General features: G+C 46.8%; 14 protein-coding genes (1 of these 14 only partly in view). 7 read left to right on the forward strand and 7 right to left on the reverse strand.

Going from position 1 to position 24925, the window contains the following annotated elements; genetic code table 11:
- From ACGF63_RS17810 to lsrR, 4 genes are all read right to left on the reverse strand, one after another.
- Window positions 1-10814, reverse strand: partial view of a non-ribosomal peptide synthase/polyketide synthase gene (locus tag ACGF63_RS17810; protein WP_387632440.1) — the start only. 21460 nt of this gene lie to the left of the window's left edge; the window shows 10814 of its 32274 coding nt (coding positions 1-10814); the start codon lies at window positions 10812-10814; its stop codon lies beyond the left edge, outside the window.
- Window positions 10815-11886: 1072 nt separating this feature from the next.
- Window positions 11887-13209 carry an MFS transporter gene (locus ACGF63_RS17815; RefSeq protein WP_387632443.1) on the reverse strand — a complete coding sequence of 441 codons (1323 nt, stop codon included), beginning with the start codon at window positions 13207-13209 and terminating at the stop codon, window positions 11887-11889.
- A 414-nt stretch (window positions 13210-13623) separates the two neighbouring features.
- Entirely contained in the window at window positions 13624-15216 is a 1593-nt protein-coding gene (lsrK, locus tag ACGF63_RS17820) for an autoinducer-2 kinase (protein ID WP_387632446.1), read from the reverse strand.
- A gap of 87 nt (window positions 15217-15303) precedes the next feature.
- Window positions 15304-16305: a transcriptional regulator LsrR gene (gene lsrR / locus ACGF63_RS17825; protein WP_387632449.1), complete on the reverse strand. Its 1002-nt coding sequence runs from the start codon at window positions 16303-16305 to the stop codon at window positions 15304-15306.
- Window positions 16306-16534: 229 nt separating this feature from the next.
- Here lsrR and lsrA point away from each other — a divergent pair, with 229 nt between their 5' ends.
- The 7 genes from lsrA (at window position 16535) to ACGF63_RS17860 (ending at window position 23357) form a co-directional block, all read left to right on the forward strand.
- Window positions 16535-18097 carry an autoinducer 2 ABC transporter ATP-binding protein LsrA gene (lsrA, locus tag ACGF63_RS17830; RefSeq protein WP_387632451.1) on the forward strand — a complete coding sequence of 521 codons (1563 nt, stop codon included), beginning with the start codon at window positions 16535-16537 and terminating at the stop codon, window positions 18095-18097.
- Window positions 18091-19092, forward strand: a complete 1002-nt coding sequence (gene lsrC / locus ACGF63_RS17835) for an autoinducer 2 ABC transporter permease LsrC (RefSeq protein WP_387632454.1) — start codon at window positions 18091-18093, stop codon at window positions 19090-19092. Before lsrA ends, lsrC begins: the two co-directional genes overlap by 7 nt.
- Entirely contained in the window at window positions 19092-20093 is a 1002-nt protein-coding gene (gene lsrD, locus ACGF63_RS17840) for an autoinducer 2 ABC transporter permease LsrD (RefSeq protein WP_152962310.1), read from the forward strand. Before lsrC ends, lsrD begins: the two co-directional genes overlap by 1 nt.
- Window positions 20094-20139: 46 nt before the next feature.
- Entirely contained in the window at window positions 20140-21159 is a 1020-nt protein-coding gene (lsrB, locus tag ACGF63_RS17845) for an autoinducer 2 ABC transporter substrate-binding protein LsrB (RefSeq protein WP_387632456.1), read from the forward strand.
- A gap of 68 nt (window positions 21160-21227) precedes the next feature.
- Window positions 21228-22103, forward strand: coding sequence for a 3-hydroxy-5-phosphonooxypentane-2,4-dione thiolase (gene lsrF / locus ACGF63_RS17850; RefSeq protein ID WP_021324885.1), 876 nt, complete (start codon window positions 21228-21230; stop codon window positions 22101-22103).
- An 11-nt stretch (window positions 22104-22114) separates the two neighbouring features.
- Window positions 22115-22414 carry a (4S)-4-hydroxy-5-phosphonooxypentane-2,3-dione isomerase gene (gene lsrG, locus ACGF63_RS17855; RefSeq protein WP_036843249.1) on the forward strand — a complete coding sequence of 100 codons (300 nt, stop codon included), beginning with the start codon at window positions 22115-22117 and terminating at the stop codon, window positions 22412-22414.
- Between the two features lie 463 nt (window positions 22415-22877).
- Window positions 22878-23357 (forward strand): Hcp family type VI secretion system effector, encoded by a 480-nt coding sequence (locus ACGF63_RS17860; RefSeq protein WP_387632460.1) that lies wholly within the window; start codon window positions 22878-22880, stop codon window positions 23355-23357.
- An 83-nt stretch (window positions 23358-23440) separates the two neighbouring features.
- Here the strand turns inward: ACGF63_RS17860 and ACGF63_RS17865 are convergent, their stop codons facing one another.
- From ACGF63_RS17865 to ACGF63_RS17875, 3 genes are all read right to left on the reverse strand, one after another.
- Window positions 23441-23776: a hypothetical protein gene (locus tag ACGF63_RS17865; protein WP_132355077.1), complete on the reverse strand. Its 336-nt coding sequence runs from the start codon at window positions 23774-23776 to the stop codon at window positions 23441-23443.
- Complete coding sequence (locus ACGF63_RS17870; protein ID WP_387632463.1) at window positions 23769-24143, reverse strand: hypothetical protein; 375 nt, start codon at window positions 24141-24143, stop codon at window positions 23769-23771. The genes ACGF63_RS17865 and ACGF63_RS17870 overlap by 8 nt, the downstream gene beginning before the upstream one ends.
- Window positions 24136-24925 (reverse strand): DUF4225 domain-containing protein (locus ACGF63_RS17875; RefSeq protein ID WP_387632466.1); only part of this gene is annotated, 790 nt, incomplete at its 5' end. The genes ACGF63_RS17875 and ACGF63_RS17870, both read right to left, overlap by 8 nt.

The following is a 24925-nucleotide window of genomic DNA, read 5'->3' on the forward strand; positions in this document are numbered from 1 at the left end:
GCCAGCAGCTCTTCACCCAGCGCCACCCGTCCGGCTTCATCCGCCAGTACCACCACCGGTTTGGCATCATTTAGGATATACACCAGACGCTCAACCGGATAGGCGGTATCCAATGGCACATAGGCACCGCCCGCTTTCAACACAGCCAACATTCCGACGATCATGGCCGGGGAACGTGACACACAAATTGCCACCCGTTGATCCGGCTCTACACCCAGCACAATCAGTTGATACGCCAGCTGGTTGGCACAGGCATTTAATTCGACATAACTGAAACGCTGTGCTTGATATTCTAATGCCGTGACATCCGGCGTTTTCTCCACTTGTTGTTCAAACCGTTGATGGATACACAATGCATCAAGATGCACGATTTCCGTGGCATTCCAGGTTTTCAGCAACAGTGTACGCTCCGCTTCCGGCAGAATTTCCAACTGCCGTACCGGTGTTTCCGGGGCCTGCTCAAGTGCCTCGGCCAAACTCTCCAGCGCTTGCTGCATATACCCGTATATCCTTTGCGGATCAAACGGTTGCACCACTTGAGCCGTCAGCCCCAGTGCTTCACCAAAATCCTCCACCGATAACGCTAACGGATAGTTAGTCCGCTCCTGCCCACCCAAGAATTCAATGCCGCTGATGATTTCATCCGACGTTGTCGGCAAGGCATTATGTCGATAGTTCAGCAAACTACTAAACAGCGGTATCTCACCCTGCACACCGCTGCAACGTTGAGCCAACGCCAATGAAGCGTGTTCATGTTCCAGTAGCCCGGCGAATCGGGTATGGGCGATCTGTACGCTGTCCCGTACCGAAGTATTATCCATATCCAACCGCAGCGGCAACGTATTGATAAACAATCCCATGCCGCTGTCAGCACCGTCCCCCACCTGCATACGCCCAAACAGCACGGTGCCGAATACCACTTTCTCCTGACCACTGGTACGTGACAATACCTGCGCCCAAGCTACATGGCACAAGGCGGCCAGACTCACGCCCAAACGCCGGGCCTGATCACGCAAACGATCATTCAGCCCGGTTGTCAGCATCCGGTAGAATTCCGTCACCTGTGAACCATCGCGATGCACCTCCGTCAACCCAAACGGCAGTGTCGGTTCATCGACCTCAGCTAACATCCCGGTAAAGAAACGGGTGTGTTCTTCCTGACTGACACCGAGCCGGGCCTGCGCCACCAGATTGCGGAAAGGAACCGGCTCAGGCAGATTGCCCGCCTGACCGGTAAGATACGCCTGTACTTCACGGTTCATCACTTCCAGCGTGGTGTGGTCACCTATCAGGTGATGCTGCTGTTCCAGCAAGATCCAGCGACCATCTTCTGCCTGCGCAATCACAAAACGCAACAAAGGGGCCTGACCTACATCAAGACGATACCGATGCGGGTCAAAGCGTTGGGACAACTGCTCACTAACCGACCCGTCAACTGGGTCGAGTGTCAGTTCCGTCACCGACAAGGTTGCCTGACGCAAAACCACCTGCGCCGGTACTGACAATCCTCGCCAGATAAAAGCTGTACGCAAGATATCGTGCCGATCAACTGACCGTTGAACCGCGGCCAGATAACGATCTAACAGAGATCGGTCAGCAAAGGCCATTTGACCAATCAACAGATACGGATCACCTTCGTTTGCCAGCAGATGATGGAACAAAATCCCATCCTGCAATGGCGATAACGCATAGATATCCTGAATATTGGCTATCCCACCCGACACTTGCCCGACGATCAGATCAATGTCAGGCTGGGTCAGGTCAATCAGCGGCAGCAGATCTGGCGTTAGCACCGTCGTATTCGGCGTAATGCGGTTTTCAGGTACCTGGATTTCACGATGCTGATCCAGAGACTGAGCCAGAACACGGAGTGTCTGATGTCGGAACAGCGTTTGCACCGAGACGCCCAGACCAATACGCCGCAAATATTCAATCATCCGGACAACCAGTAACGAATGACCGCCCAACGCAAAGAAATTGTCATACCGGCTAATGTGTTCAACCCCGAGCAACTCGCGCCAAATCGCAGCCAAGGCAGTTTCCATTTCACCTTGCGGCGCTTGGTAAACCTGACGGGCAAAAGCGTCCTCACCCGGTGCCGGCAGCGCCCGGCGATCCAATTTGCCATTCGGCGTCAACGGGAAAGCATCCAACTGAACAAACGCCGCCGGGACCATGTAGTCAGGCAACAACGCGCTCAGATGTTCACGCAGACGGTTAACCAACCCGTCATCCGTTTCCGCCACCACATAAGCCACCAGACGCTTACTCTGTCCTTCACCCAATGCCAACACCACCGCCTCTTGCACCGCCGGATATTCCGTCAGCCGGGCCTCAATTTCCCCCGGTTCAATCCGGAAACCACGAATTTTCACCTGATGGTCATTACGGCCCAGGAATTCCAGATGACCGTCCGGCAGGTAACGGGCTAAATCCCCGCTTCGGTACATGCGCGCATCCGGGTTGTCACTGAACGGATCGATCAGGAAACGCTCCGCACTCAATTCTGGCCGGTTAAGATAACCCCGAGCAACACCCACGCCGCCAATATAGATTTCACCGGTACCGCCTAATGGTACCGGTTGGCCGTTGCTGCCCAACAGGTAAATGCAGGTATTTTTCACCGGCCGGCCGATAGAACCAGCGTCCTCCGGCGATAAGATCGCCTTACAGGTGGCAATCACGGTATTTTCTGTCGGGCCATAGGTATTCAACAACCGGGGACGATAGGCTTTCTGCCCAAACCACGCCTGAATGGCGCTCTTTTTGACCGCCTCGCCACCAATAATAATTAACCTGAGACATTCCGGTAACGGTAATGCCGCCAGTTCAGACCAAAATAGTGTCGGCAGAGACATCACCGTAATACGATGTTGCCGGGTTAAAGCAATAAATGCCTGTACCGAAACCAGCCAGCTATCATCACGCATCACCAGCGTCGCACCATGAGATAATGACGAGAAAAATTCCTCGACCGACGCATCAAAAGCAAAAGAGGAAAATTGCAGCACCCGGTCTTGCGCCGTCACCGCATAGGTTTCATCAAAACCTAAACTGCGTTGATAAATCGCCTGATGTTCTATCGTCACCCCTTTTGGCTGTCCGGTTGAGCCGGAGGTGTAAATCACATAGGCCAGATGCTGGGGCGTCAACGCTGGCACCGGTGGATTGCTGGCCGGTTGATCAAGCTGAGTATTCGGGTCAAGGACAAGCAATCCGGCCAGCGCCTCTTCACCCAGCGCCCCCCGTCCGGCTTCATCCGCCAGTACCACCACCGGTTTGGCATCATTCAGGATATGCATCAAACGCTCAACCGGATAGGCGGTATCCAATGGCACATAGGCACCACCCGCTTTCAGCACCGCTAACATTCCGACTATCATGGCCGGGGAACGTGACACACAAATCGCCACCCGCTGATCCGGCTCTACACCCAGCGCAATCAGTTGATGGGCCAGTTGGTTAGCACGGGCATTTAATTCGGCATAACTGAGAAGTTGTTCTTGGTATTCTAATGCCGTGATATCCGGCGTTTTTTCCACTTGTTGTTCAAACAGCTGATGGATACACAACGCATCAGAAGACACGGTTTCCGGGGCATTCCAAGTTTTCAGCAATAATGTGCGTTCAGTTTCCGGCAAAATTTCCAGCGCCTGTACTGGTGTCTCCGGAGCCTGTTCAAGCGCATTCACCAGACTTGCCAGCGCCTGTTGCATATAACCGCATAGCCGGTCCGGATCATACGGCTGCACGACCTGAGCCGTCAGCCCCAAGGCATCGCCAAAATCTTCCACTGACAGAGCAAACGGGTAGTTGGTTCGCTCCTGCGCGCCAAGGAATTCAATACCACTGATGATTTCATCCGCCGTGACTGGCGGCGTATTATGCCGGTAATTCAACAACGCATTGAACAGCGGTGTGCCACTGGCTACCCCACTGCAACGTTGAGCCAGTGCCAGTGAAGCATGTTCATGCACCAGCAATCCCGCCAGCCGACTATGGGCGAACTGTACGCTGTCCCGTACCGGGGTTTCATCCATATCCAACCGCAACGGCAAGGTATTAATAAACAGCCCCATACCACTGTCAGCGCCTTCGCCTGCCTGCATACGCCCAAACAGCACGGTCCCAAACACCACCTGCGCCTGCCCGCTGGTACGCGATAACACCTGCGCCCAGGCCACATGACACAATGCCGCCACACTGACACCCAAACGCCGGGCCTGACCACGTAAACGGTCGTTCAACCCGGCCGTCAGCATCCGGTGTGATTCCGTGACCTGTGAACCGTCATGATGTGCTTCCGTGAGTCCGAACGGTAACGTCGGTTCATCCACCCCGGCTAACATGTCGGTAAAGAAGCGAGTATGTTCGGCCTGACTCACCCCCAGCCGAGCCTGCGCCACCAGATGGCGGAAAGGTGTCGGTGCAGGCAATCTCTCTGCCCGTCCGGCAAGATAGGCCTGCACTTCACGGTTCATCACTTCCAACGTGGTATGGTCACCAATCAGGTGATGCAACAGTTGCAATAGGATCCAACGTCCATCGGTTTCCTGCGCCACCACAAAGCGCAGCAACGGCGCCTGATCCAAATCAATACGATACCGGCACGGGTCAAAACGTTGGAATAGCTGGTCACTGATCGGACCGTCAGCCAGATTTAAAATCAATTCCGTCACTGACAATGGTGCCTGACGGCAAACCACTTGCGCCGGCACAGACAAACCGGACCAAACAAAAGCAGTGCGCAGGATATCATGGCGATCAACCACCTGTTGCACCGCCGCCAGATAACGCTCCAGCAAAGACCGATCGGCAAAAGCCTGCTGGGTTATCAACAAATAAGGGTCACCCTCATTTGCCAGCAAATGGTGGAACAAGATGCCATCCTGTAGCGGTGACAGGGCATAGATATCCTGAATATTGGCAATCCCACCCGGTATCTGCTCAACAATGTGGTCAATTTCAGGCTGAGTCAGATCAATCAGCGGCAACATCTCCGGTGTTAACACAACCGTATCCGGTGTAATACCGTTGTCAGGCACCGGGATTTCACGATATTGAGCCAGAGACTGAGCCAAAACACTGAGTGTCGAATGCTGGAATAATGTTTGTACCGAGATGCCCAACCCCATACGCCGCAAACGTTCAATCATCCGTACCGCAAGCAACGAGTGACCACCGAGGACAAAGAAGTTGTCGTGCCGGCTTACCTGCTCAACTTCCAGCAATTCACGCCAAATAGTCGCTAATGCTGTCTCAATTTCGCCTTGCGGCGCTTCGTAAACCTGATGGGCAAAAGCCTGCTGATCCGGGGCGGGTAGCGCCCGGCGATCCAGTTTGCCGTTCGGCGTCAGCGGAAAGGCATCCAGACAGATAAACGCCGCTGGCACCATATAATCGGGAAAAATATCACTCAAATGGTCACGCAAGCTGACGGCCAGCCCATCATCGGCTTCCGCTACCACATAGGCAACTAACCGTTTATCTTGCCCATCACCCAACACCAGTACCCGTGCGCCACTCACCACAGGATGTTCAGTCAGACACGCTTCAATTTCCCCTGGCTCAATGCGAAAACCGCGGATCTTAACCTGCTGGTCATTACGGCCAGCAAACACCAGATTGCCATCCGGCAAGTAGCGGGCCAAATCCCCAGTGCGGTACATCCGCGCCTCTGGCGCATCACTAAACGGATCAACCAGGAAGCGTTCCGCAGTCAGATCAGGGCGATTGAGATAACCCCGGGCGACACCAATACCAGCAATGTACAACTCACCCACCGTTCCTAACGGTACGGGCTGACCATAGATATCCAACAGATAAACCCGCGTGTTAACCATCGGCTGCCCAATCGGAACCCATTCATCCATGTAATCTAACGGACAACGCCAGGTCGTCGCGCAAACCGTGGTTTCCGTCGGGCCATACGCATTGAACAGCGTTACCCGGCCCCGCAATGCCTGAAGCAACGCAGCACTGGGGGTTTCACCCGCCAGAACCAACGTGGGTTTTATCGTTATCTCCGGCAAATCAGCCCCTTCCTGGAGCAAAGCGGGCGTCAAACAGACATGCGTCACCGCCTGTTCTTCCAGATAATGCCAGAGGCGACGCGGATCCTGACGAACGGTGTCAGCAGGGATAGCCAGACTAGCTCCCCCACCCAGCGTTATCATGATTTCCCAAACACTGGCATCAAAGCTGAATGAAGCAAACTGCAACATCCGGCTGGTTACACGCATGTTAAGCCGGGCAATTTGTGTCAATACCAGATTAACCACACCACGATGCTCGACCATCACCCCTTTCGGCATACCGGTCGAACCGGAGGTGTAAATCACATAGGCCAGATGCCGTGAAGTCAATGCAAGTACCTGCGGATTACTGTCCGGCTGATCCGGCAGGATATTTGCATCGAGTACCGTTAGCGTCGCCAGGACCGCTTCACCCAACACCGCCCGCCCGGCTTCATCCGCCAGCAAAATAGCCGGTGCAGCATCATTCAGAATATGCACCAGACGCTCACCCGGATAAGTTGGGTCCAGCGGCACATAAGCACCGCCCGCTTTCAACACCGCCAGCAATCCCACCACCATGACCGGTGAACGTGTCACACAAATTGCTATCCGCTGATCCGGCACCACCCCCAACGCAATCAGTTGATGCGCTAGCCGGTTGGCATGGGCATTCAGCTGCGCATAACTAAGCGTCTGTCCTTCATATACCAGCGCTATCGCCCCCGGATCCGTCTCCACCTGTTGTTCAAATAACTGATGGATGCACAGTTGGTCAGGGAACGCGGCTTCCGTCGCGTTCCAAGTTTCCAACAACAATTTACGTTCCGCTGGTGCCAGAATGTCAATTTCACCGATCCGCTGCTGAACATCAGCGACCATGGCTTGCAGCACCGCGTGCAAATATTCGATGTGCCGTTCGATTGTCGATTGCTCAAACAGGGCAGTTGAATAACCGAGATGACCGACAACCCCGTCTTCTTCCTCAAACAGGTTTAATTCAAGATCAAACTTAACGACATCAAAGGCTTGGTCAACCGATGACACGACCAGCCCCGGTAATCTCCACTCAGAATTTTCATTGTTCTGCCAGGCAAACATCACCTGGAACAGCGGGGTATGCGCCAGCCGGCGCGGCGGTTGCACGATTTCCACCACCTGTTCAAACGGTAAATCCTGATGCTCCTGTGCCATCAGTGCGACTTTTCGCGCCCGTGCCAGCAACTCAGCCACATTCGGCTCACCCGATAAATCAATGCGCAACGCCAGCGTATTCACAAAGAAACCGATCAGCGGTTCCACTTCCTGACGGCGGCGGCCTGCACTGGGTGCACCAACCACCACATCATCCTGACCTGACAAGCGCGACAAGACCGCCGCCCAGGCTGACAACAGCGTCATAAATAACGTGACACCGTGCTGTTCACTCAGGCGTTTAAGGGATGCCGTCAATTCCACACCCAGATTGACAGGCACAACATTCCCAGTAAACGACTGCTCTGGCGGACGTGGCCGGTCAGTGGGTAAATCCAGCAGACCCGGCGCGTCCGCCAGCATCGCACGCCAATAGTCGGATTGAATTTGGGTACGGGCCGACAACCACTGACGCTGCCAGGCGGCATAATCAGGATATTGAATCGCCAGCGGTGGCAATGGATCCGATTGTTCTGCCAGAAACGCCGTATAGAGGGTACTTAATTCACGTACCAGCACATTGATAGACCAACCATCGGAAACAATATGATGCTGGGTGAGTAAAAACTGATATTCGTCATCCATGAGCCGGATAAGGCAAGCACGGATAAGCGGGCCACGCTGGAGATCAAATGGCGTATAAACTTCCTCGGCGCTCAAACGTTCAAGTACCGTTTTAACCTTCGTGATCCCACGCAGATCATGTTGTGACAAAGGTAATCCACTGTCCGGGGCCAATAGTTGTACCTGAGGCTGACCGTCAACAGCAATAAATACCGAACGTAACGCTTCATGACGGGCAAACAAGACATTCAGCGCCTGCTGCCAGGCAGCAATATCAAGCTGCCCCCGCAAACGCAGTGCCATTGGAATATGATAGGTATCACTGACGCCATCAAACTGCGCGAGAAACCACAGGCGCTGTTGAGCGAATGACAACGGCAGCTCACCCTCGCGGGATATCGGCATGATGACGGGCAATGTACCGCACGGTTCATCAAGCCGGGCGATGACCACTTCAGCAAAGGCCATTAAAGAAGGCGCTTTAAACAACTCCGTTAACGATAACTCCACTCCCAAGGCGGTCACTCGGTTCATCATCCGTACCGCCAGCAATGAATGACCGCCTAAAGCAAAGAAGTTGTCGTGCCGGCTAATCGGCTCAACACCCAGTAACTCGCTCCAGATAGCAGCCAGTGCAGTTTCTATCTCACCTTGCGGGGCTGCATAGACCTGACGGGCGAAAGCCTCCTGACCGGGTGCAGGCAACGCCCGGCGATCCAACTTGCCGTTCGGCGTCAATGGGAAGGCATCCAGACGCACAAACGCCGCCGGGACCATATAATCAGGCAACATGGCGCTCAGGTGGCTACGCAGGCTGTTAACCAAGCCGTCATCCGCTGGCGCGACGACATAAGCAACCAGACGTTTGTCCTGTCCGTCATTCAGCGCCAGCACCACCGCTTCACGCACCACCGGGTATTCCACCAACCGGGCTTCAATTTCCCCCGGTTCAATCCGGAAACCACGAATTTTCACCTGTTGATCATTACGGCCAAGAAATTCCAGATTGCCGTCCGGCAGATAGCGAGCCAAATCCCCGGTCCGGTACATACGGGCATCCGCTTGATCACTAAACGGATCCACCAGGAAACGTTCAGCGGTCAACTCAGGGCGATTGAGATAACCACAGGCAATCCCGTCTCCGCCCACATAAATCTCGCCGATCACGCCTATCGGCACCGGTTGACCGTCATCATCCAGCAGATAAACACGGGTATTCGCTATCGGCTGACCAATTGGGATCCGGGTCACGCCCTGTGGTAAAACCTTAATAGGATACATCGTGGTAAAGGTGGTTCCCTCGCTCGGACCGTAAGCCTGTAATAATTGCTGTGGCGGATGATGATCCAGAACCTGGGCAATCACATGCAGATCAGGGATATCTCCCCCGAAAATCAGCACCTTAATCTGCGGAAGGACCGGTGATAATTCTGCCGCCAGCCGGTTAAACAATCCGATAGTCAGCCACAGAACCGTGACGTGATGCACCTGTAACACTTGTACTAACTTCTGGGGTGTCAGCAACGTGGCATGGTCGATAACCACCAGCGTGCCGCCATTGAGCAACGGTGCCCAAACTTCAAACGTGCTGGCATCAAACGCCGGGTTAGCCGTAAAAGCAACCCGCTCATCCCGTTCGATTTCGGCATAGCCATTATTGATAACCAGCCGGACCACAGCACGATGAGGCACCACCACCCCTTTGGGCGTGCCGGTCGAGCCGGAGGTATACATGATATACGCAGCCCCAGCGCTGGAATGCAGTAAATCAGGATTAAAACACTCTTCTTCTCTGCGGGTATCCGCCTCACCGGAGAAGCGAAACAGCGGCACCGAGAGGCCAGGTGGAACATTAGATTGCACATCGGTAATCAACAACTTAGCGGAGCAATCGTTCATCAACCAGATTTTCCGCTCATCCGGCACACTGGGATCAACAGGGACATAAACCGCCCCGGCCTTGAGGATCGCCAACTGCGCCACCACCAACTCAACGGATCGTTCTAATAATATCGCCACATGTTCATCTGGGCTAATTCCCTGCTCGATCAGTTGGCGGGCTAACCGGTTAGCACGGATATTCAATTCAGCATAATTGAGAGTTTTATCCCCTTCGATCAGCGCGATGGCCTCCGGGGTTCTCTCTGCCTGTTGTTCAAACAACTGATGAATACATAACTGATCAGGATACGGTGTTTGAGTGGCGTTCCAAGTTTCCAGTAATAATGTACGTTCAGCCTCAGGCAATAAATTAAGTTGCCGGACGGGAACGTCATCATCCATCCTTTTCGACAGGGCCAGCACCTGTAAGTGTTCACTCATCCGCAGAATCTCTTCCGCGCTCAGGCCATTTGCATCGTATATCCAGCGAAAACCGCCCTGCGCATTGATCTGGAGAGTCAGCAACTCACCGGGTATCTCCTGATCACACAGTCTGTCATCCTGTACCACAGAGATAGCGATCCGCCATGGCCGGCTTGTTGTCAACGCTGGGATAGCATGCAGTGAGGGAGTACGGGAGAAGAAATCAAGACTAAATGTACGGTGCTGCGCCAGCCGGGCCAGTTCGTCATCAATCCAATCAGCTACCATGCTCCACGGCTTATCAAACGCTATCTCCACGGCCATGGGCACCACAGGTGCCAAACCCGTTAACCTACTTGGTGTATCTTCTGCCTCATCCACGCACCAGCCAACTTGGAATTCGGTCTGCTGAGTCAAACGCGCAAGATAAATAACGAACGTCTGCAATAGTAGCCGTAATGGGTCTTCTTCACTATTTCCTGGCAGTAGGGACTGCCAGGCGCTTATTGCCCAACGAGGTTCCGTTTGCTCCCCGGCGGTTTCGAAAGGTAACTGGAGTGGTTGCAAAGCAGCAAGACGCTCATACCAAAATAATTCACTGGGCATCAGTGCCTGGAGGATCTTCTTTACATTCTGATTCCGTGGTGAACTATCACTTACATTAGTTATATTTTCTGGTGCCTGAGAAACAAGTTCAGTTTTAAGAACATTTCCCAATTTAACAATATTCTCTTTCATCTATTCCCCCAACGAATCTGTTATAAATTCGAAAACTGTCATTCCCGACAGTCACTACTCATATTTTTTTCTTATTTCTTGCCCTAAGAAATGAAAACGGACCAGTCTGACATCAATCCAAAACAATCAGATATGGATGCCATAGCCCGGTTAATGACCGCTAATTAATAATTTTCCGACGCTAGTTTCCCCGACAATGGAATAAACGATTTATCTTATGATCCGAAATAAAATATTCATTTTTCATTCGATTCTTTATATGCGTTATACTAACTTGCTATAATTCTTATTGGCTGACACTGAATTACACCATAATAAATGGGATAATTAATCGCATTTATTATGTATAGATACTAAATCATCACTATATTTTATCTTCCTTCGATTAATCTCTAATTAAAACTATTTCAAGAATAAATCAGATGCTTAGAAAGATAAACCAAACTGATTCACCTTAAACTATCAAAAAGTTTACCTTGACAATAGCTGGTAGAATAAGTCCTCCATCCCAATAATGAACAAACACCTAAAAATAACTTTAACTCATTGAAAATCACATAAATACTACTAAATATTCAATTACCTGAAAATATAAAACGAGGTTAAAATAATTCATAAGACATTACTTTTCAACAGCAAAAAACATCTGAACATCAATACCACAAAAGGAATCAACACAAATTAAAACTAACTCATTTATATATTATTTTATCATAACAAGATCACAAAACTAATATAATCAGCATTGTATTTAATACCATAATGAAATGATTTAGGATCATAAATAACTCATTGTGTATTATTCTATGATAGAAAAATAATATCATCTTCCTAATATTCAACGATATTTATTATTGCGTTATAAAATTAGGACTTCAATTTAATATTCTTAAAACTTAAGATGCCGGAATAATTATATAATAAAGATTACATTCACCATTTCCTGATACTTATTATTACCAAGAAACACATTAGTAATAATATATATTATCTCTATTAAATCACTTATCGAAATAAGTCCTAATAAGAATGACATTAATTAAATAACTTTATAATCCCTTTATAAAGTTATCTATTTACGCCTTCTATAACTCACATCTTTAAATGTCAATGCTAAAGCAGCTAAAATAGCGGGAATGGATAAAATTGCAAAAATACTGCTATGATTTAATTCAAGCTTAATCAATTCTGCTCCAAATAACGCACCGCAAATCCCGCCGAACCTTCCAAATCCTAACATCCAGGCAACACCCGTTGCCCGACAATGAGTCGGATAAAATTGTGCGGAGATAGCCCCCATTGATGCCTGAGCACCATTCATTGCTATCCCTGCAAGAAATATAAAAACACTCAGTAATAATATATTTTCTCCCTGACCAATAAAGAAAACAAAAATACCCGTTAATATATAATGAGTTGCTACTACCTTATGAGGATTAATTCGATCCATTAACCAACCGGAAAAAACAGCGCTTATTACGCCTCCCAAAGGAAATAATGCTGTCAGTGTTGCCGCCATACTAATACTGAAACCAACATCGTTCATTAAAAACGGCAGCCAACTTGTCAGAACATAAAAAACCAATGCTCCCATGAAATAGGTTGTCCATAACATGCTAGTCCCAAGTAAGAATCGATTGGATAAAACCGCTTTGACTGACGACTTATGTATAATTTCTTCTTCATCAAAAGCAAACTTGTTTATATCATTTAAAGGATTGTTGGTCATTTTAGACAAAATCCGCCTTATATTACCTTCCGCCCCTCTTTTAAAAGCCAAATACCTAAGTGACTCAGGTAATAAAGAGAAGAGAAATAGAGATAGAAGTAATGGCAAAATCCCCCCTAAAATTAGAACTCCCTGCCAACCAAAATGTGGAATAATCCATGCAGACACTATCCCCCCTACTGCTGCGCCAAGAGGAAAACCACAAAAAACGATATTTATTAACAACGATCGCCGATGCTCTGGTGCATATTCAGACATTAGAGTTACTGCATTTGACATTGCTGCACCAAGACCTAACCCAGTCAAAAAACGCAAAATAGTTAATGTCTGTATTGAACCTGCTAAAGCTGTGGCAAGACTAAATAGGCCAAAAACAGTGACTGATATTGTCAGCACTGACTTTCGACCAAACCGATCGGCAAGTGGACCAGAAAAGATCGAGCCCAACGATAACCCAAAAAGTGCAGCGCTCATAGTCGGGCCAAGAATAGCACCTTCTACTTTAAAATCATTTATCACTGCCGGTGCAATATATCCCATTAATACAGTGTCAAAACCATCAATAACAACAACTAAGAAACAGAGAATTAATACTTGCCATTGCACTTTCGAAAGTTTTTGATTATTAATAACATCTTGGATATTGATTGTTTTAGTGCTATTCATCTTGAATCACCAATCGTAAAGAAAACTGTTTTAATGTTTTCTGTGTTAATTTTATTTATGCTCATATTATTACTATGGAAAATATAATTGACGTTATTATTTTCAATTTATTACTGTATCAACTAACCAGAAATCTGACATTAAAGACATTAACATCAATCAATAGAAGTCTTTCAGGATAAATGTTACCACAAGATTATCGAATATATCTCGAACAGAAAGATAAGAATTAAAGAATTGCAGATAAAAAAATCGCATTAATAATAACGAAAAAATGTGACTCAAAGAGCCTATCCCACCACAAGCTCACTCTTTATTACAAAGAAGAACAAATAAAATAGCCTTAATGGGATAGGTAGTAAAAAAAGCAGAACAAGAAAATGAAAATCAGGGACAAGATTACACCTGAAATTTTTATAATCCCGGCGCCTTCCATAATGAAGTTGTCAAACCATGATCGACCAAAGTTAACTGATCGGCATATATCGCCTGCCAGTTCTCTTTAGCCTTTTGATACACTTCATAGTGTTCAGGATTTGGCTGATATTCATGTTGCCAACGCACCAGTTTTTCCCCTGTCTCACTCATGGCATCATAAAGCCCAACCCCCACGCCAGCAGCAATAGCACACCCCAAAGCAGTAGATTCTTTAACCATCGGTACCCGAACCGGCAGCCCTGTCACATCAGATAAAATTTGGCTCCACAATTTTCCTTTCGAACCACCACCAGCAAATACCAGTGAATCCGGTTTAACCGCCGAAAATGCAGAAATCAGATCCAGATTACAGGCCGAGACAATCGCCGCATTTTCTTCCAATGCACGGAATAATGTCGCTTTATTGCATTTCTCAGGATCTATCGAAAGGTTAATAAAAGAAGGTGCCGCGTGATACCAGGCTTTAAACCGCATCACGTCAGAAAAAATCGGCATGACACCATAAGCGCCGGCAGGTACTCTGGCGGCCATATCTTCCAGTAAGTTATATGTATCAACGCCAAGACGCTCCGCCAATAATTTCTCTTCCGCACAAAATGCATCCCTAAACCAACGCATTGTCAAACCGGTAAAGAAACTGATGGATTCCGCCTGAACCATACCGGGAATAACATGCGGGTTTATCCGGGTATTCATATTCGGGTCAGTGACCGGCTCCGGTAAATTGACAACCTGCTGCCAAAACGTACCCCCGAGAACCGCGGTTTGGGCAGGCTTGACAACCCCTAAGCCAAGACAACCGAGCTGTACATCACCTCCACCCATAATGACCGGTGTTCCAATATTAAGCCCGCATTGAGAAGCGGCTTTTTCAGTGATGTAACCTAACAGGGTGCCTGTCTCTTTTACCGGAGAAAGAATATCAGAACGCAAACCGGCCATCTCAAGCAGGTTGGGACGCCAGTCACGGCTCACCAAATCCAGCATTCCTGTGGTACCGGCATTAGAGGGATCGACGGCCAATTCACCACTGAGCATATTTGCCAGCCAATCACTGATCATCGTTAAGGCGGCCGCCTGACGGTAAATATCCGGACGGTGATGCGCAAGCCATAACAGACGAGGCATCGCCCCCAGTGCTAACGTTTGTCCTGAACACCGATAAACATCATATTCAAAGGTATTGTTATACAGCGCTTTTAACTCGCTCACTTCACGGCTGGAACGCGCATCCACATTGGCACAAGCCCAGATCGGTTCACCGTTGCTGTCATAAAGCACAATCCCTTCCCGCATAGAGCAGGACGCCACCCCCTGGATAGCACTGGCGGGCAATTCCGCCGTTTTCAGTGCCTGACGGATACACTGGCAAGCCAGTTGCCAGTTCTTCACTAAATCAAACTCCATTGAGCCCGGTACATCAGGTACAGGCTGATGTATCCATTCAGCCTGCCCTGCGGCTATCTGATTCCCTTCAAGATCAAATATTACTGCACGAACGCTCCCTGTTCCTGCATCAAGCGCCATCAGATATTTTCCCGATGGATTAACACTACGGCGTTGATTCATGATGCTATCCTCAATTTAATGACTTTTTGAACTTATAGCCTTACCTCAAATTTTTTCTGTTTATTCACGGATAGATTGAATGTGGGTTCAGCGCAGCAAATTCAGCATCGCTCTGGCGGTCTGTTCTTCCGTCACCAGCGCATTGATATATTGACCATTAAGTGCAGCAACAATGGCTTCCGCTTTGTCTTCTCCTCCCGCAACACCAATAACCGTCGGAATCGTTTTCAGTTCCGGCATAGAGATACCAATCAGCTCTTGATGAATTTGCATATCTTCCACCAATTGACCATCTGCTTGCATAAAATAACCAAGGATATCGCCTACCGCACCTTTCCGGCCAAACATCAGTTGTTCACCACCGCTGATATAGCCAGAACGCATAATTGTCGCCTGCTGTTTCTGATTAACTGCGCCGATACCAACGATAGCCACATCAGCCGCGCAAGCTGCCAACAGCACATCACGGACGCTGCTCTCCTGACGGAATGTTTCGGCTACCTGAGCAGTCGAAGCACGCAGTGGTGTGGGGATAATACTGATTGGACAGGCGGCATCCAGCTGGCCGATGCCAGTCATATAAGGACCGACACCACCGGACAACGTGACCAGCCTGATTTGTTGTGATGAGATAAAACCACTTAAATGCTGCAATGTGCACATGGTGGTTTCACCAAACCCGACTGCCAGTAATTGCTGTGGTTCAATCAACACCATCAGCAAATGGGCCGCCCCAACCCCCAATCTGGCATTAAGATTCATATCAGCCAGTGCAGGTAAAACGCGCACCTGTTTCAAAGAGAAATGTTTTTGCAGGGTATCTTCCAGTTCCAGACACCCCTCATAACGGGAGTTAATTTGTACCCGAATCACACCTGACTGCCGCCCTTTTTCCAGTAATCGGGAAACTTTTAACCGGCTCAAACCCAACAGATCGCCGATGTCCCCCTGTGTCAGGCCATCGTGATAGTAAAACCATGCAATACGCGCAAGCAGCTCTTCTTCACTCATGCTATTACCCGGATAGGTGTCTTCGGACGACACATTTTTCTCTTTAACTGATTTTTCTTTCGCTGATTTTATCGACATAACCACTTTCTTTTATCCGCACTCAACAGATAACCATTAAAACGTATAACACGCCAGAGTCTTACCGTAAAAATTTGAACATAATATTACGAAGATCTAATTTTTTCACAAAATGTGATCTAAATAGTGCCAATATCATAATTTAACAGCTACCATGTTGAACAATTGTTTTTTATTTACATAAATGTTCATTTTTTTGCCTCAGCACCTGCATTAAGAGGATGCCGCGATGTTACATAACAACACCGCAGTACCACCGCTATTAGAAGTCAGTGGCATCAGTAAGCAGTTTTCCGGCGTAATGGTACTGAAACATATTGATTTTACTCTGCTTCCAGGGCAGATACATGCTCTGTTAGGGGGTAATGGTGCAGGCAAATCAACACTGATGAAGATCATTGCCGGTATAGAACAACCGGATAAAGGATCTATCAAGATTGACGGCAATAATGTTAGCCATCTCAATCCCACCAAAGCACATCAACTTGGTATTTATCTGATACCACAGGAACCATTGCTGTTTCCTAATTTGTCTGTACAGGAAAATATCCTGTTTCGTTTGCCCAAGCATCAGGCAGATAAAGCCAGAATGAAACATTTGCTGGAATTACTTGGCTGTCAATTAGATCTCAATGCCAATGCAGGCAGCCTCAATGTTGCCGATCAGCAACTGGTAGAAGTTATGCGTGGCCTGATACGTAATTCAAACGTTTTAATTCTCGATGAACCTACTGCCTCCCTGACACCGGCGGAAACCGAACGCTTATTTACCCAGCTCCGTGAACTACAGCAGCAAAGCGTCGGCATTATTTTTATTTCTCACAAAATCCCTGAAATTCGTCAGTTGGCGGATCAGGTGAGTGTCATGCGTGACGGTGGCATTGCGCTGAGTGGTAAAATCCGCGATTACACCACGGATGACATCATTCGGGCTATTACACCCGCAGCGAAAAATAAACCCTTAACCGACACAGAAAAGCGGTGGTCAGAGCTGAACGATAACCCGCAAAAGACCTCATCTGATTTACCTGTATTGACAGTGACTAACCTGAATGGCGAAGGTTTCCGCAATATCACGTTATCAGTGAAACCCGGCGAAATTTTGGGTTTGGCCGGTGTTGTCGGTGCGGGTCGTACAGAATTAGCCGAAACACTTTATGGCCTGCGTCCTGTGCTATCTGGCGAAATCAAATTAAAACAGTGTCCAATTACCAGGCTAAAAACTGTTCAGCGTCTGAAACAGGGGTTAGTCTATTTGCCAGAGGATCGACAATCATCAGGGTTATTTCCGGATTCATCCCTAAGCTGGAATATCTGCTCGTTAACCCATAACAACAGTACATTTTGGGTACACCCTACTTATGACGCCACCGTCGTTGAACGCTATCGTCAAGCTTTGAATATCAAATTCAGCCATATCAATCAGCCAGTCAAAACCCTGTCCGGAGGTAATCAGCAAAAGATTCTGATTGCTAAATGCCTCGAAGCTCACCCCGCAGTACTTATTATTGATGAACCTACACGTGGCGTGGATATCGCGGCACGCAACGATATTTACCAACTGATTCATAATATCGCCCAGCAACAGGTGGCGATTATTTTCATTTCATCCGATCTGGATGAGGTGGTTCAGATGGCAGATCGGGTATTAGTGATGCATCAGGGAGAAATCAATGGCGAGTTGACTAAACAACAAATAGATGTCGATACCATTATGCATATCGCCTTTGGTGAACATAAATCACAGCAGGCTGTCTCCACCATAAAAACAGATAAGGCAGCATCATGTTGAAATTTATCCAGAATAACCGCGAAATAACCGCATTAATCGCCATTCTTGCCCTGTTTGGTTTACTGGGCGTTATCGACCGGCAATACTTTAGTTTGCAAACCGTCACCCTGATTTTCAGCAGTGCGCAGATCCTTATCCTGCTTGCAATGGGTGCAACATTAGTCATGCTAACCCGAAATATTGATGTTTCTGTCGGCTCCATTACCGGCTTATGCGCGGTTATCATGGGGATGTCACTGAATGCGGGATTCAGTTTGCCCGTTTCCTGTTTGTTCACTCTTCTGCTCGGTATGTGTGCCGGGTTGTTTAACGGCGTGTTGGTCACCTGGCTAAAAATTCCCGCCATTGTTGCCACCCTTGGCACGCTGGGACTTTACCGTGGATTCATGCTATTACTCACCGATGGTAAATGGATTGAAGGTCTGCCTGATGAACTAAAAAGTCTTTCCGCACCGCTATGGCTGAATATCTCGCCCATCGGCTGGTTGTTAATGATTTTGGTACTGGCAATGGCCTGGATCCTGGCAAAAACCGCTTTCGGCCGTGGCTTTTACGCAACAGGTGACAACCTGCAAGGCGCACGCCAGCTTGGTGTCCGTACAAACAGCATCCGGATTATCGCTTTTTCAGTTAACGGTGTTATGGCGGCTCTGGCCGGGATTGTTTTTGCTTCCCAGATTGGTTTTATCCCCAATCAAACCGGTAACGGACTGGAAATGAAAGCTATCGCGGCTTGTGTGCTGGGCGGTATTAGTTTGCTCGGCGGGACAGGTTCAGTGATGGGCGCTATTTTAGGCGCATTTTTTCTGACCCAGATAAACAGCGGATTGGTACTGCTAAAACTTCCCGCCTGGTGGAACGATTTTATTGCCGGATTTGTTCTGCTGGCCGTGCTGGTTTTTGACGGACGCCTTCGTTGTGCGATTGAGAAGAATATTCGCCAGCAGAAATATGCCCGTTTCCTCAAGAATGACAAAAGTGACCAGGTGACATAATGAATATCGGTCAACGTTATGGCTGGGAATTAGTCTTAGCCACATTACTGGTTATGGAAATTTTATTATTTGGGATAGCAAACCCACGCATGTTGGATATCAATATACTGTTATTCAGTACCAGTGATTTTATCTGTATCGGCATTGTTGCCCTGCCACTGACCATGGTTATCGTCAGTGGTGGTATTGATATCTCATTCGGTTCAACCATTGGCCTGTGTGCAATATCACTGGGTATGATGAATCAGGTGGATATCCCGATGGCCGCAGCCATTCCCCTGACGCTGATGGTCGGTGCAATGTGTGGCATAATCAATGCAGCGCTGATTTTATATACCGGCGTTAACCCCCTGGTTATTACGCTCGGTACTCTGTACCTGTTTGGTGGCAGTGCGCTTCTGCTTTCCGGTATTTTCGGCGCTACAGGTTATGAAGGGATTGGCGGCTTTCCACAGGCATTCACTGACTTCGCCAATCTGACTTTATTGGGTCTGCCTGTACCATTAGCTATGTTTATCATCTGTGTAGTGGTTTTCTGGCTTTTCATGCATCGTACTCACAGTGGACGCAACATTTTTCTGATTGGTCAAAACAACAAAGCTGCCCACTATGCCGCCATTCCGGTTGCCCGAACCCTGTATCTTATCTATTCCCTGACGGGTATCGCCGCCGCTATCGCCGCTATTGTGCTGGTTTCCTATTTTGGATCGGCGCGTTCTGATCTTGGTTCGTCATTTCTGATGCCGGCAATCACCGCCGTCGTATTAGGTGGGGCCAATATTTACGGCGGTTCTGGCTCAATTATCGGTACAGCGCTGGCTATGCTGTTAATCGGTTATTTGCAACAGGGGTTACAGATGATCGGTATACCGAACCAGATATCCAGCGCCCTTTCCGGCGCACTGCTGATTATTGCGGTAGTAGGCCGTTCAATCAGTTTACATCGTCATCAAATCCGTGGCTGGATGCAACGCCGACGAAATCAGAAATTACCTTCCTGATCGACAGAGGTAACGCCATGCGGAAACCCAACAATAGGAGAAAGTAATGAAAGCACCAATCCTGAAAAAACTGGCACTGATCAGTGTATTAAGTCTGGCTTGCACCTCTTGGGTACATGCGGCTGAAAGAATCGCTTTTATCCCTAAACTGGTCGGTGTCGGCTTTTTTACCAGTGGAGGTCAGGGAGCCGTAGCCGCCGGAAAAACACTGGGTGTCAGTGTGACCTATGATGGACCAACAGAGCCCAGTGTTGCCGGACAGGTCCAGCTTATCAATAATTTCGTCAACCAGGGCTATGACGTTATTGTGGTGTCTGCGGTTTCACCGGAAGGCTTGTGCCCTGCACTAAAACGGGCAATGAAACGGGGAGTGAAAATCCTGACCTGGGATTCAGACACTTCACCGGAATGCCGTTCTATCTATATCAATCAGGGAACACCAAATCAATTAGGCGGAATGCTGGTTGATATGACCGCTAATCAGGTGAAAAAAGAGCAGGCCAAAGTTGCGTTTTTTTACTCCAGCCCAACAGTCACCGACCAAAACCAATGGGTAAAACAAGCCAAAGATAAAATTGCCGCAGAGCACCCAGGTTGGGAAATTGTTACCACTCAGTTTGGTTATAACGATGCCACGAAATCCTTACAAACTGCGGAAGGGATTTTAAACGCCTGGAGTGATCTGGATGCAATTATTGCTCCGGATGCCAACGCCCTACCTGCGGCAGCACAAGCGGCGGAAAATCTGAAACGACAAGATGTTGCGATAGTGGGTTTCAGTACCCCCAATGTCATGCGCCCCTATCTTGAACGCGGCACCGTGAAACAATTCGGGCTATGGGATGTTGTGAGTCAAGGCAGGATTTCAATCCATGTCGCCAACGAATTACTCAGGAAAGGTGATTTAAATGTCGGAGATAAACTCGATATTCCTGATATTGGCACCGTCGCAGTTGCACCAAACAGCATTCAGGGCTACAGCTATGAAGCCAAAGGAAACGGTATTGTTGTTTTACCTGAACGGGTGATTTTCACCAAAGACAATATCAATCAGTACGATTTCTAATTCTACTGCCCGGCAATCTCCGCCATTAAGGGTTGCTGGCCCAGTGTAAGCTAGTTAGGAGAGGAAAAATGGCAGATTTAGACGATATTAAAGATGGTAAAGATTTTGGTCTTGATGTCCCGCAAAAGAACAGTTTATTTGAACTGAAAGGTTGCGGCGCACTTGATTGGGGAATGCAATCACGGCTATCACGTATTTTCAATCCCAAAACCAATCGAACGGTTATGCTGGCTTTCGACCACGGTTACTTTCAGGGGCCAACAACCGGCCTTGAACGCATTGATATCAATATTGCGCCGTTGTTTCCGCATACTGATGTATTGATGTGTACCCGCGGTATTCTTCGCAGTCAGGTTCCGCCCGCAACCAATAAACCGGTGGTTTTACGTGCTTCCGGTGCCAACTCGATTCTGACGGAATTATCCAATGAAGCAGTCGCTGTCGCTATGGAAGACGCTTTACGCCTGAATGTCTGTGCGGTAGCCGCTCAGGTGTATATCGGCTCTGAACATGAGCATCAGTCGATCAAAAATATTATCAAGTTAGTCGATCAGGGAATGCGTTACGGGATGCCAACTATGGCAGTCACCGGCGTTGGCAAGGATATGGTTCGGGATCAACGTTATTTTTCTCTGGCGACCCGCATTGCTGCCGAAATGGGCGCGCAAATTATCAAAACTTACTATGTCGATACTGGCTTTGAGCGTATTGCCAGCGGATGCCCGGTGCCTATTGTGATCGCTGGTGGTAAAAAGCTGCCAGAAAAAGAGGCGCTGGAGATGTGTTATCAGGCAATTGATCAAGGCGCTGCGGGTGTCGATATGGGACGCAATATTTTCCAATCCGAAGCACCGGTTGCTATGTTGAAAGCCGTTCACGCGGTCGTACACCAGAATGAAAATGCCAGTAAAGCTTATGAGCTGTTTTTAAGTGAAAAAGGGTAAGGAGAATTGAGATGCACGTAACTATGGTTGAAATTAATGTTAAACAGGACAAATTAGATAAGTTTCTTGAAGTTTTCCGCTTCAATCATCTGGGTTCAATTCAGGAAGAAGGTAATTTGCGCTTTGATGTATTACGGGATGAAAATATTCCTACCCGTTTTTATATTTATGAAGCGTATGTCGATGAAGAGGCTGCCAATGCACATAAAAAAACACCTCATTATCTAAAATGTGTTGAAGAGCTTGCATCCCTGATATCTGAGCCAAGGAAGAAAACCTCTTTTATTGGTGTGATGCCAGAAATAAAATAAATAACGCCAATATAACGATAAGAGATAATACTGTTTACAATTTGCTGAAAAACTCGGGGTGGAATATTCCACCCCGGGATTCTATTCCTGCGTTTTTCTTGCCGATCAGTAAAATCAATGAGCAATAACGCCTAACAGAATATCCAAGTACCAAAGCCAACATTACTGAATATCATATTAGCAATACCGATATCGCTAATGAATCATTGCCTATAAATTAATTCAAATGGTTGACTTTTACTCAGATTACGCTATTTTTGAGGAATGGAAAGAGTCTTGATCAACATTCTCCTCATTAGAAGATACTAAATCAGAATACTTCAAAGTGCTTTCCAAACAGGCAGACATACCTACGTTTGACCTTTTGATAGCATGATGGAAGTTAGAAAAAGAGATGAAGCTAAAAATCAAACTACTTTCTTACATATACCATTCATACAAATGACACAGGAGTAAACATATTGTGGCTGACTTAATTTATTTAACAATAAAAGGGAAGGATCAGGGATTAATTTCCGCTGGTTGCTCGTCACTTGACTCAATTGGTAATAAATACCAGGCAAATCATCAGGATGAAATTTTGGTTTACAGTTTAAGCCACTCAATGTTGCGTAAGAAAAATGTCAATCATCAACCGGTGATAATTAAAAATCCTGTTGATAAATCAACGCCTTTATTAGGTGTTGCAATTTCCAATAATGAATTATTGGATTGCTTTATTGATCTTTATCGGATAAGTTCAATTGGAGGACTGGAATTATATTTTAAATTAAAGCTCATCGGGGCTAAAATATTGGAATACAGTATCCTCCATCCTAACTCTTTAGAACATAATGACCAGCAACCTCAAGAAACATTGTCATTAATATATAAAAGCATAACATGGAGCCATGTTATCGCAGGGACGAGTGGTTATAGTATATGGGAAGATACGGTATATTAATACCTAATAAAACTCCACTTCTTTGGGAGGTGGGGTTCTATAATTTTAAAATAGACTGCAATTTATAAACTATTAAGCAAGTCTCAATCTTTTTTATTTTCTTTATCACGATAAAATTTACTCACGGGCACAAGACAGGAATATGCAATTAAAAAAAACAAAGCGCCATAAGTAATTGAATCATAATCGTAAATACTAAAATAATGTGGAAATATATATATCAGCACACCACCATTTGCTAAAATGGTATATTGAACAGTATTAAAAAATAAAAGAACAAGAGTAAATAGTACTTCTTGAATATGGACCTTTACATACCCTCTCAGCTTAACAAGTATAATAAATATGAAAATAGACATTGCATAATAAATAACAACAAAAAATAAATTATAATATGATAATGTCACATCATCATTCATTTTTTTCACCATTACCTTTGTTCTTCTTTTCTTTTTCCTCTGTATCAGATGCATCACGATAAGATTTACTCACAGGCACAAGACAGGAATATGCAATTAAAAAAAACAAAGCACCATAAGTAATTGAATCATAATCGTAAATACTAAAATAATGTGGAAATATATATATCAGCACACCACCATTTGCTAAAATAGCATATTGAACAGTATTAACAACCAAAAGAATAAGAATAAAAAACACTTCTTGAATATGGGCCTTTACGTACCCTCTCAGCTTAACAAGTATAATAAATACTAAAATAGATATTGCGTAATAAACAATAACAAAAAAGATATTGTAATATGACAATGTCACATCATTATTCATTTTTTTCACCATCAGAAATCGAATAAATACCGAAACCAGTCACAGCATCACCGAAAAGTTCAGCAACCAGAGGTACTTTCCCCATCTCTTGCCACCCCCTGATGTAATCAGTTTTAATATATCTAAATAAACGAAAAGTTCCAGGCCTCACAACAGATCTCATCATGCCGTATCCAGACAAACTCAAATCTACATAGCCGTAAACGCTATCACCATCAGCTTCACTATAACCAAGTGTTTTAGCCACATCACGATAAACATCTCTTGCCGGACCTGAAACCCCTTTTCTTAATAACAGGTAATACCCATTCTCATAAACATTATTTCCTCCTTGCACCAATAGCGGAACACCAAAACCCGCACAAGCTGCACCGAGGGAGGCCACGCATACCCCAATACCGGCAAAAATTTGAGAGCCACCACTAACAAAACCAACTTGTTTCAAAAATAAATTGATTCTGTCATCTTTTTTTTCTTTTTGAACAATCAGATATTGCTGGCTATCGTTTATTCGCAGGTCAAATTCCTGTTTCTTCAGATTATCTATTTCACTTTGAATGATTTCAATACCCCCATCAACAGACAAGCAATTTGAGCCTACCTCGTGATTAACCTTTCTTATTAGTTCATTCGTTTCGAAAAAAAAACCGTTTTTGCTTCTAACATCAGAAAGATATCGTAAATTGAGCCTGGATGATATTTCATTTAACTCTCTAATTTTTGCCTCTAAACAACTATGATGCTTTGATGAAAATACCATTTTAACCTCTAAACTCGTTAAT

Origin of the sequence: Photorhabdus sp. RM322S, from assembly GCF_042879395.1 — a bacterium.
Taxonomy (GTDB): domain Bacteria; phylum Pseudomonadota; class Gammaproteobacteria; order Enterobacterales; family Enterobacteriaceae; genus Photorhabdus; species Photorhabdus khanii.

Bases quoted from the DNA above. Each gene is read 5' to 3' on its own strand.
- ACGF63_RS17815 (WP_387632443.1), bottom strand. From the start codon at position 13,209: ATGAATAGCACTAAAACAATCAATATCCAAGATGTTATTAATAATCAA.
- lsrK (WP_387632446.1), bottom strand. From the start codon at position 15,216: ATGAATCAACGCCGTAGTGTTAATCCATCGGGAAAATATCTGATGGCG.
- lsrR (WP_387632449.1), bottom strand. From the start codon at position 16,305: ATGTCGATAAAATCAGCGAAAGAAAAATCAGTTAAAGAGAAAAATGTG.
- lsrA (WP_387632451.1), top strand. From the start codon at position 16,535: ATGTTACATAACAACACCGCAGTACCACCGCTATTAGAAGTCAGTGGC.
- lsrC (WP_387632454.1), top strand. From the start codon at position 18,091: ATGTTGAAATTTATCCAGAATAACCGCGAAATAACCGCATTAATCGCC.
- lsrD (WP_152962310.1), top strand. From the start codon at position 19,092: ATGAATATCGGTCAACGTTATGGCTGGGAATTAGTCTTAGCCACATTA.
- lsrB (WP_387632456.1), top strand. From the start codon at position 20,140: ATGAAAGCACCAATCCTGAAAAAACTGGCACTGATCAGTGTATTAAGT.
- lsrF (WP_021324885.1), top strand. From the start codon at position 21,228: ATGGCAGATTTAGACGATATTAAAGATGGTAAAGATTTTGGTCTTGAT.
- lsrG (WP_036843249.1), top strand. From the start codon at position 22,115: ATGCACGTAACTATGGTTGAAATTAATGTTAAACAGGACAAATTAGAT.
- ACGF63_RS17865 (WP_132355077.1), bottom strand. From the start codon at position 23,776: ATGAATGATGATGTGACATTATCATATTATAATTTATTTTTTGTTGTT.
- ACGF63_RS17870 (WP_387632463.1), bottom strand. From the start codon at position 24,143: ATGAATAATGATGTGACATTGTCATATTACAATATCTTTTTTGTTATT.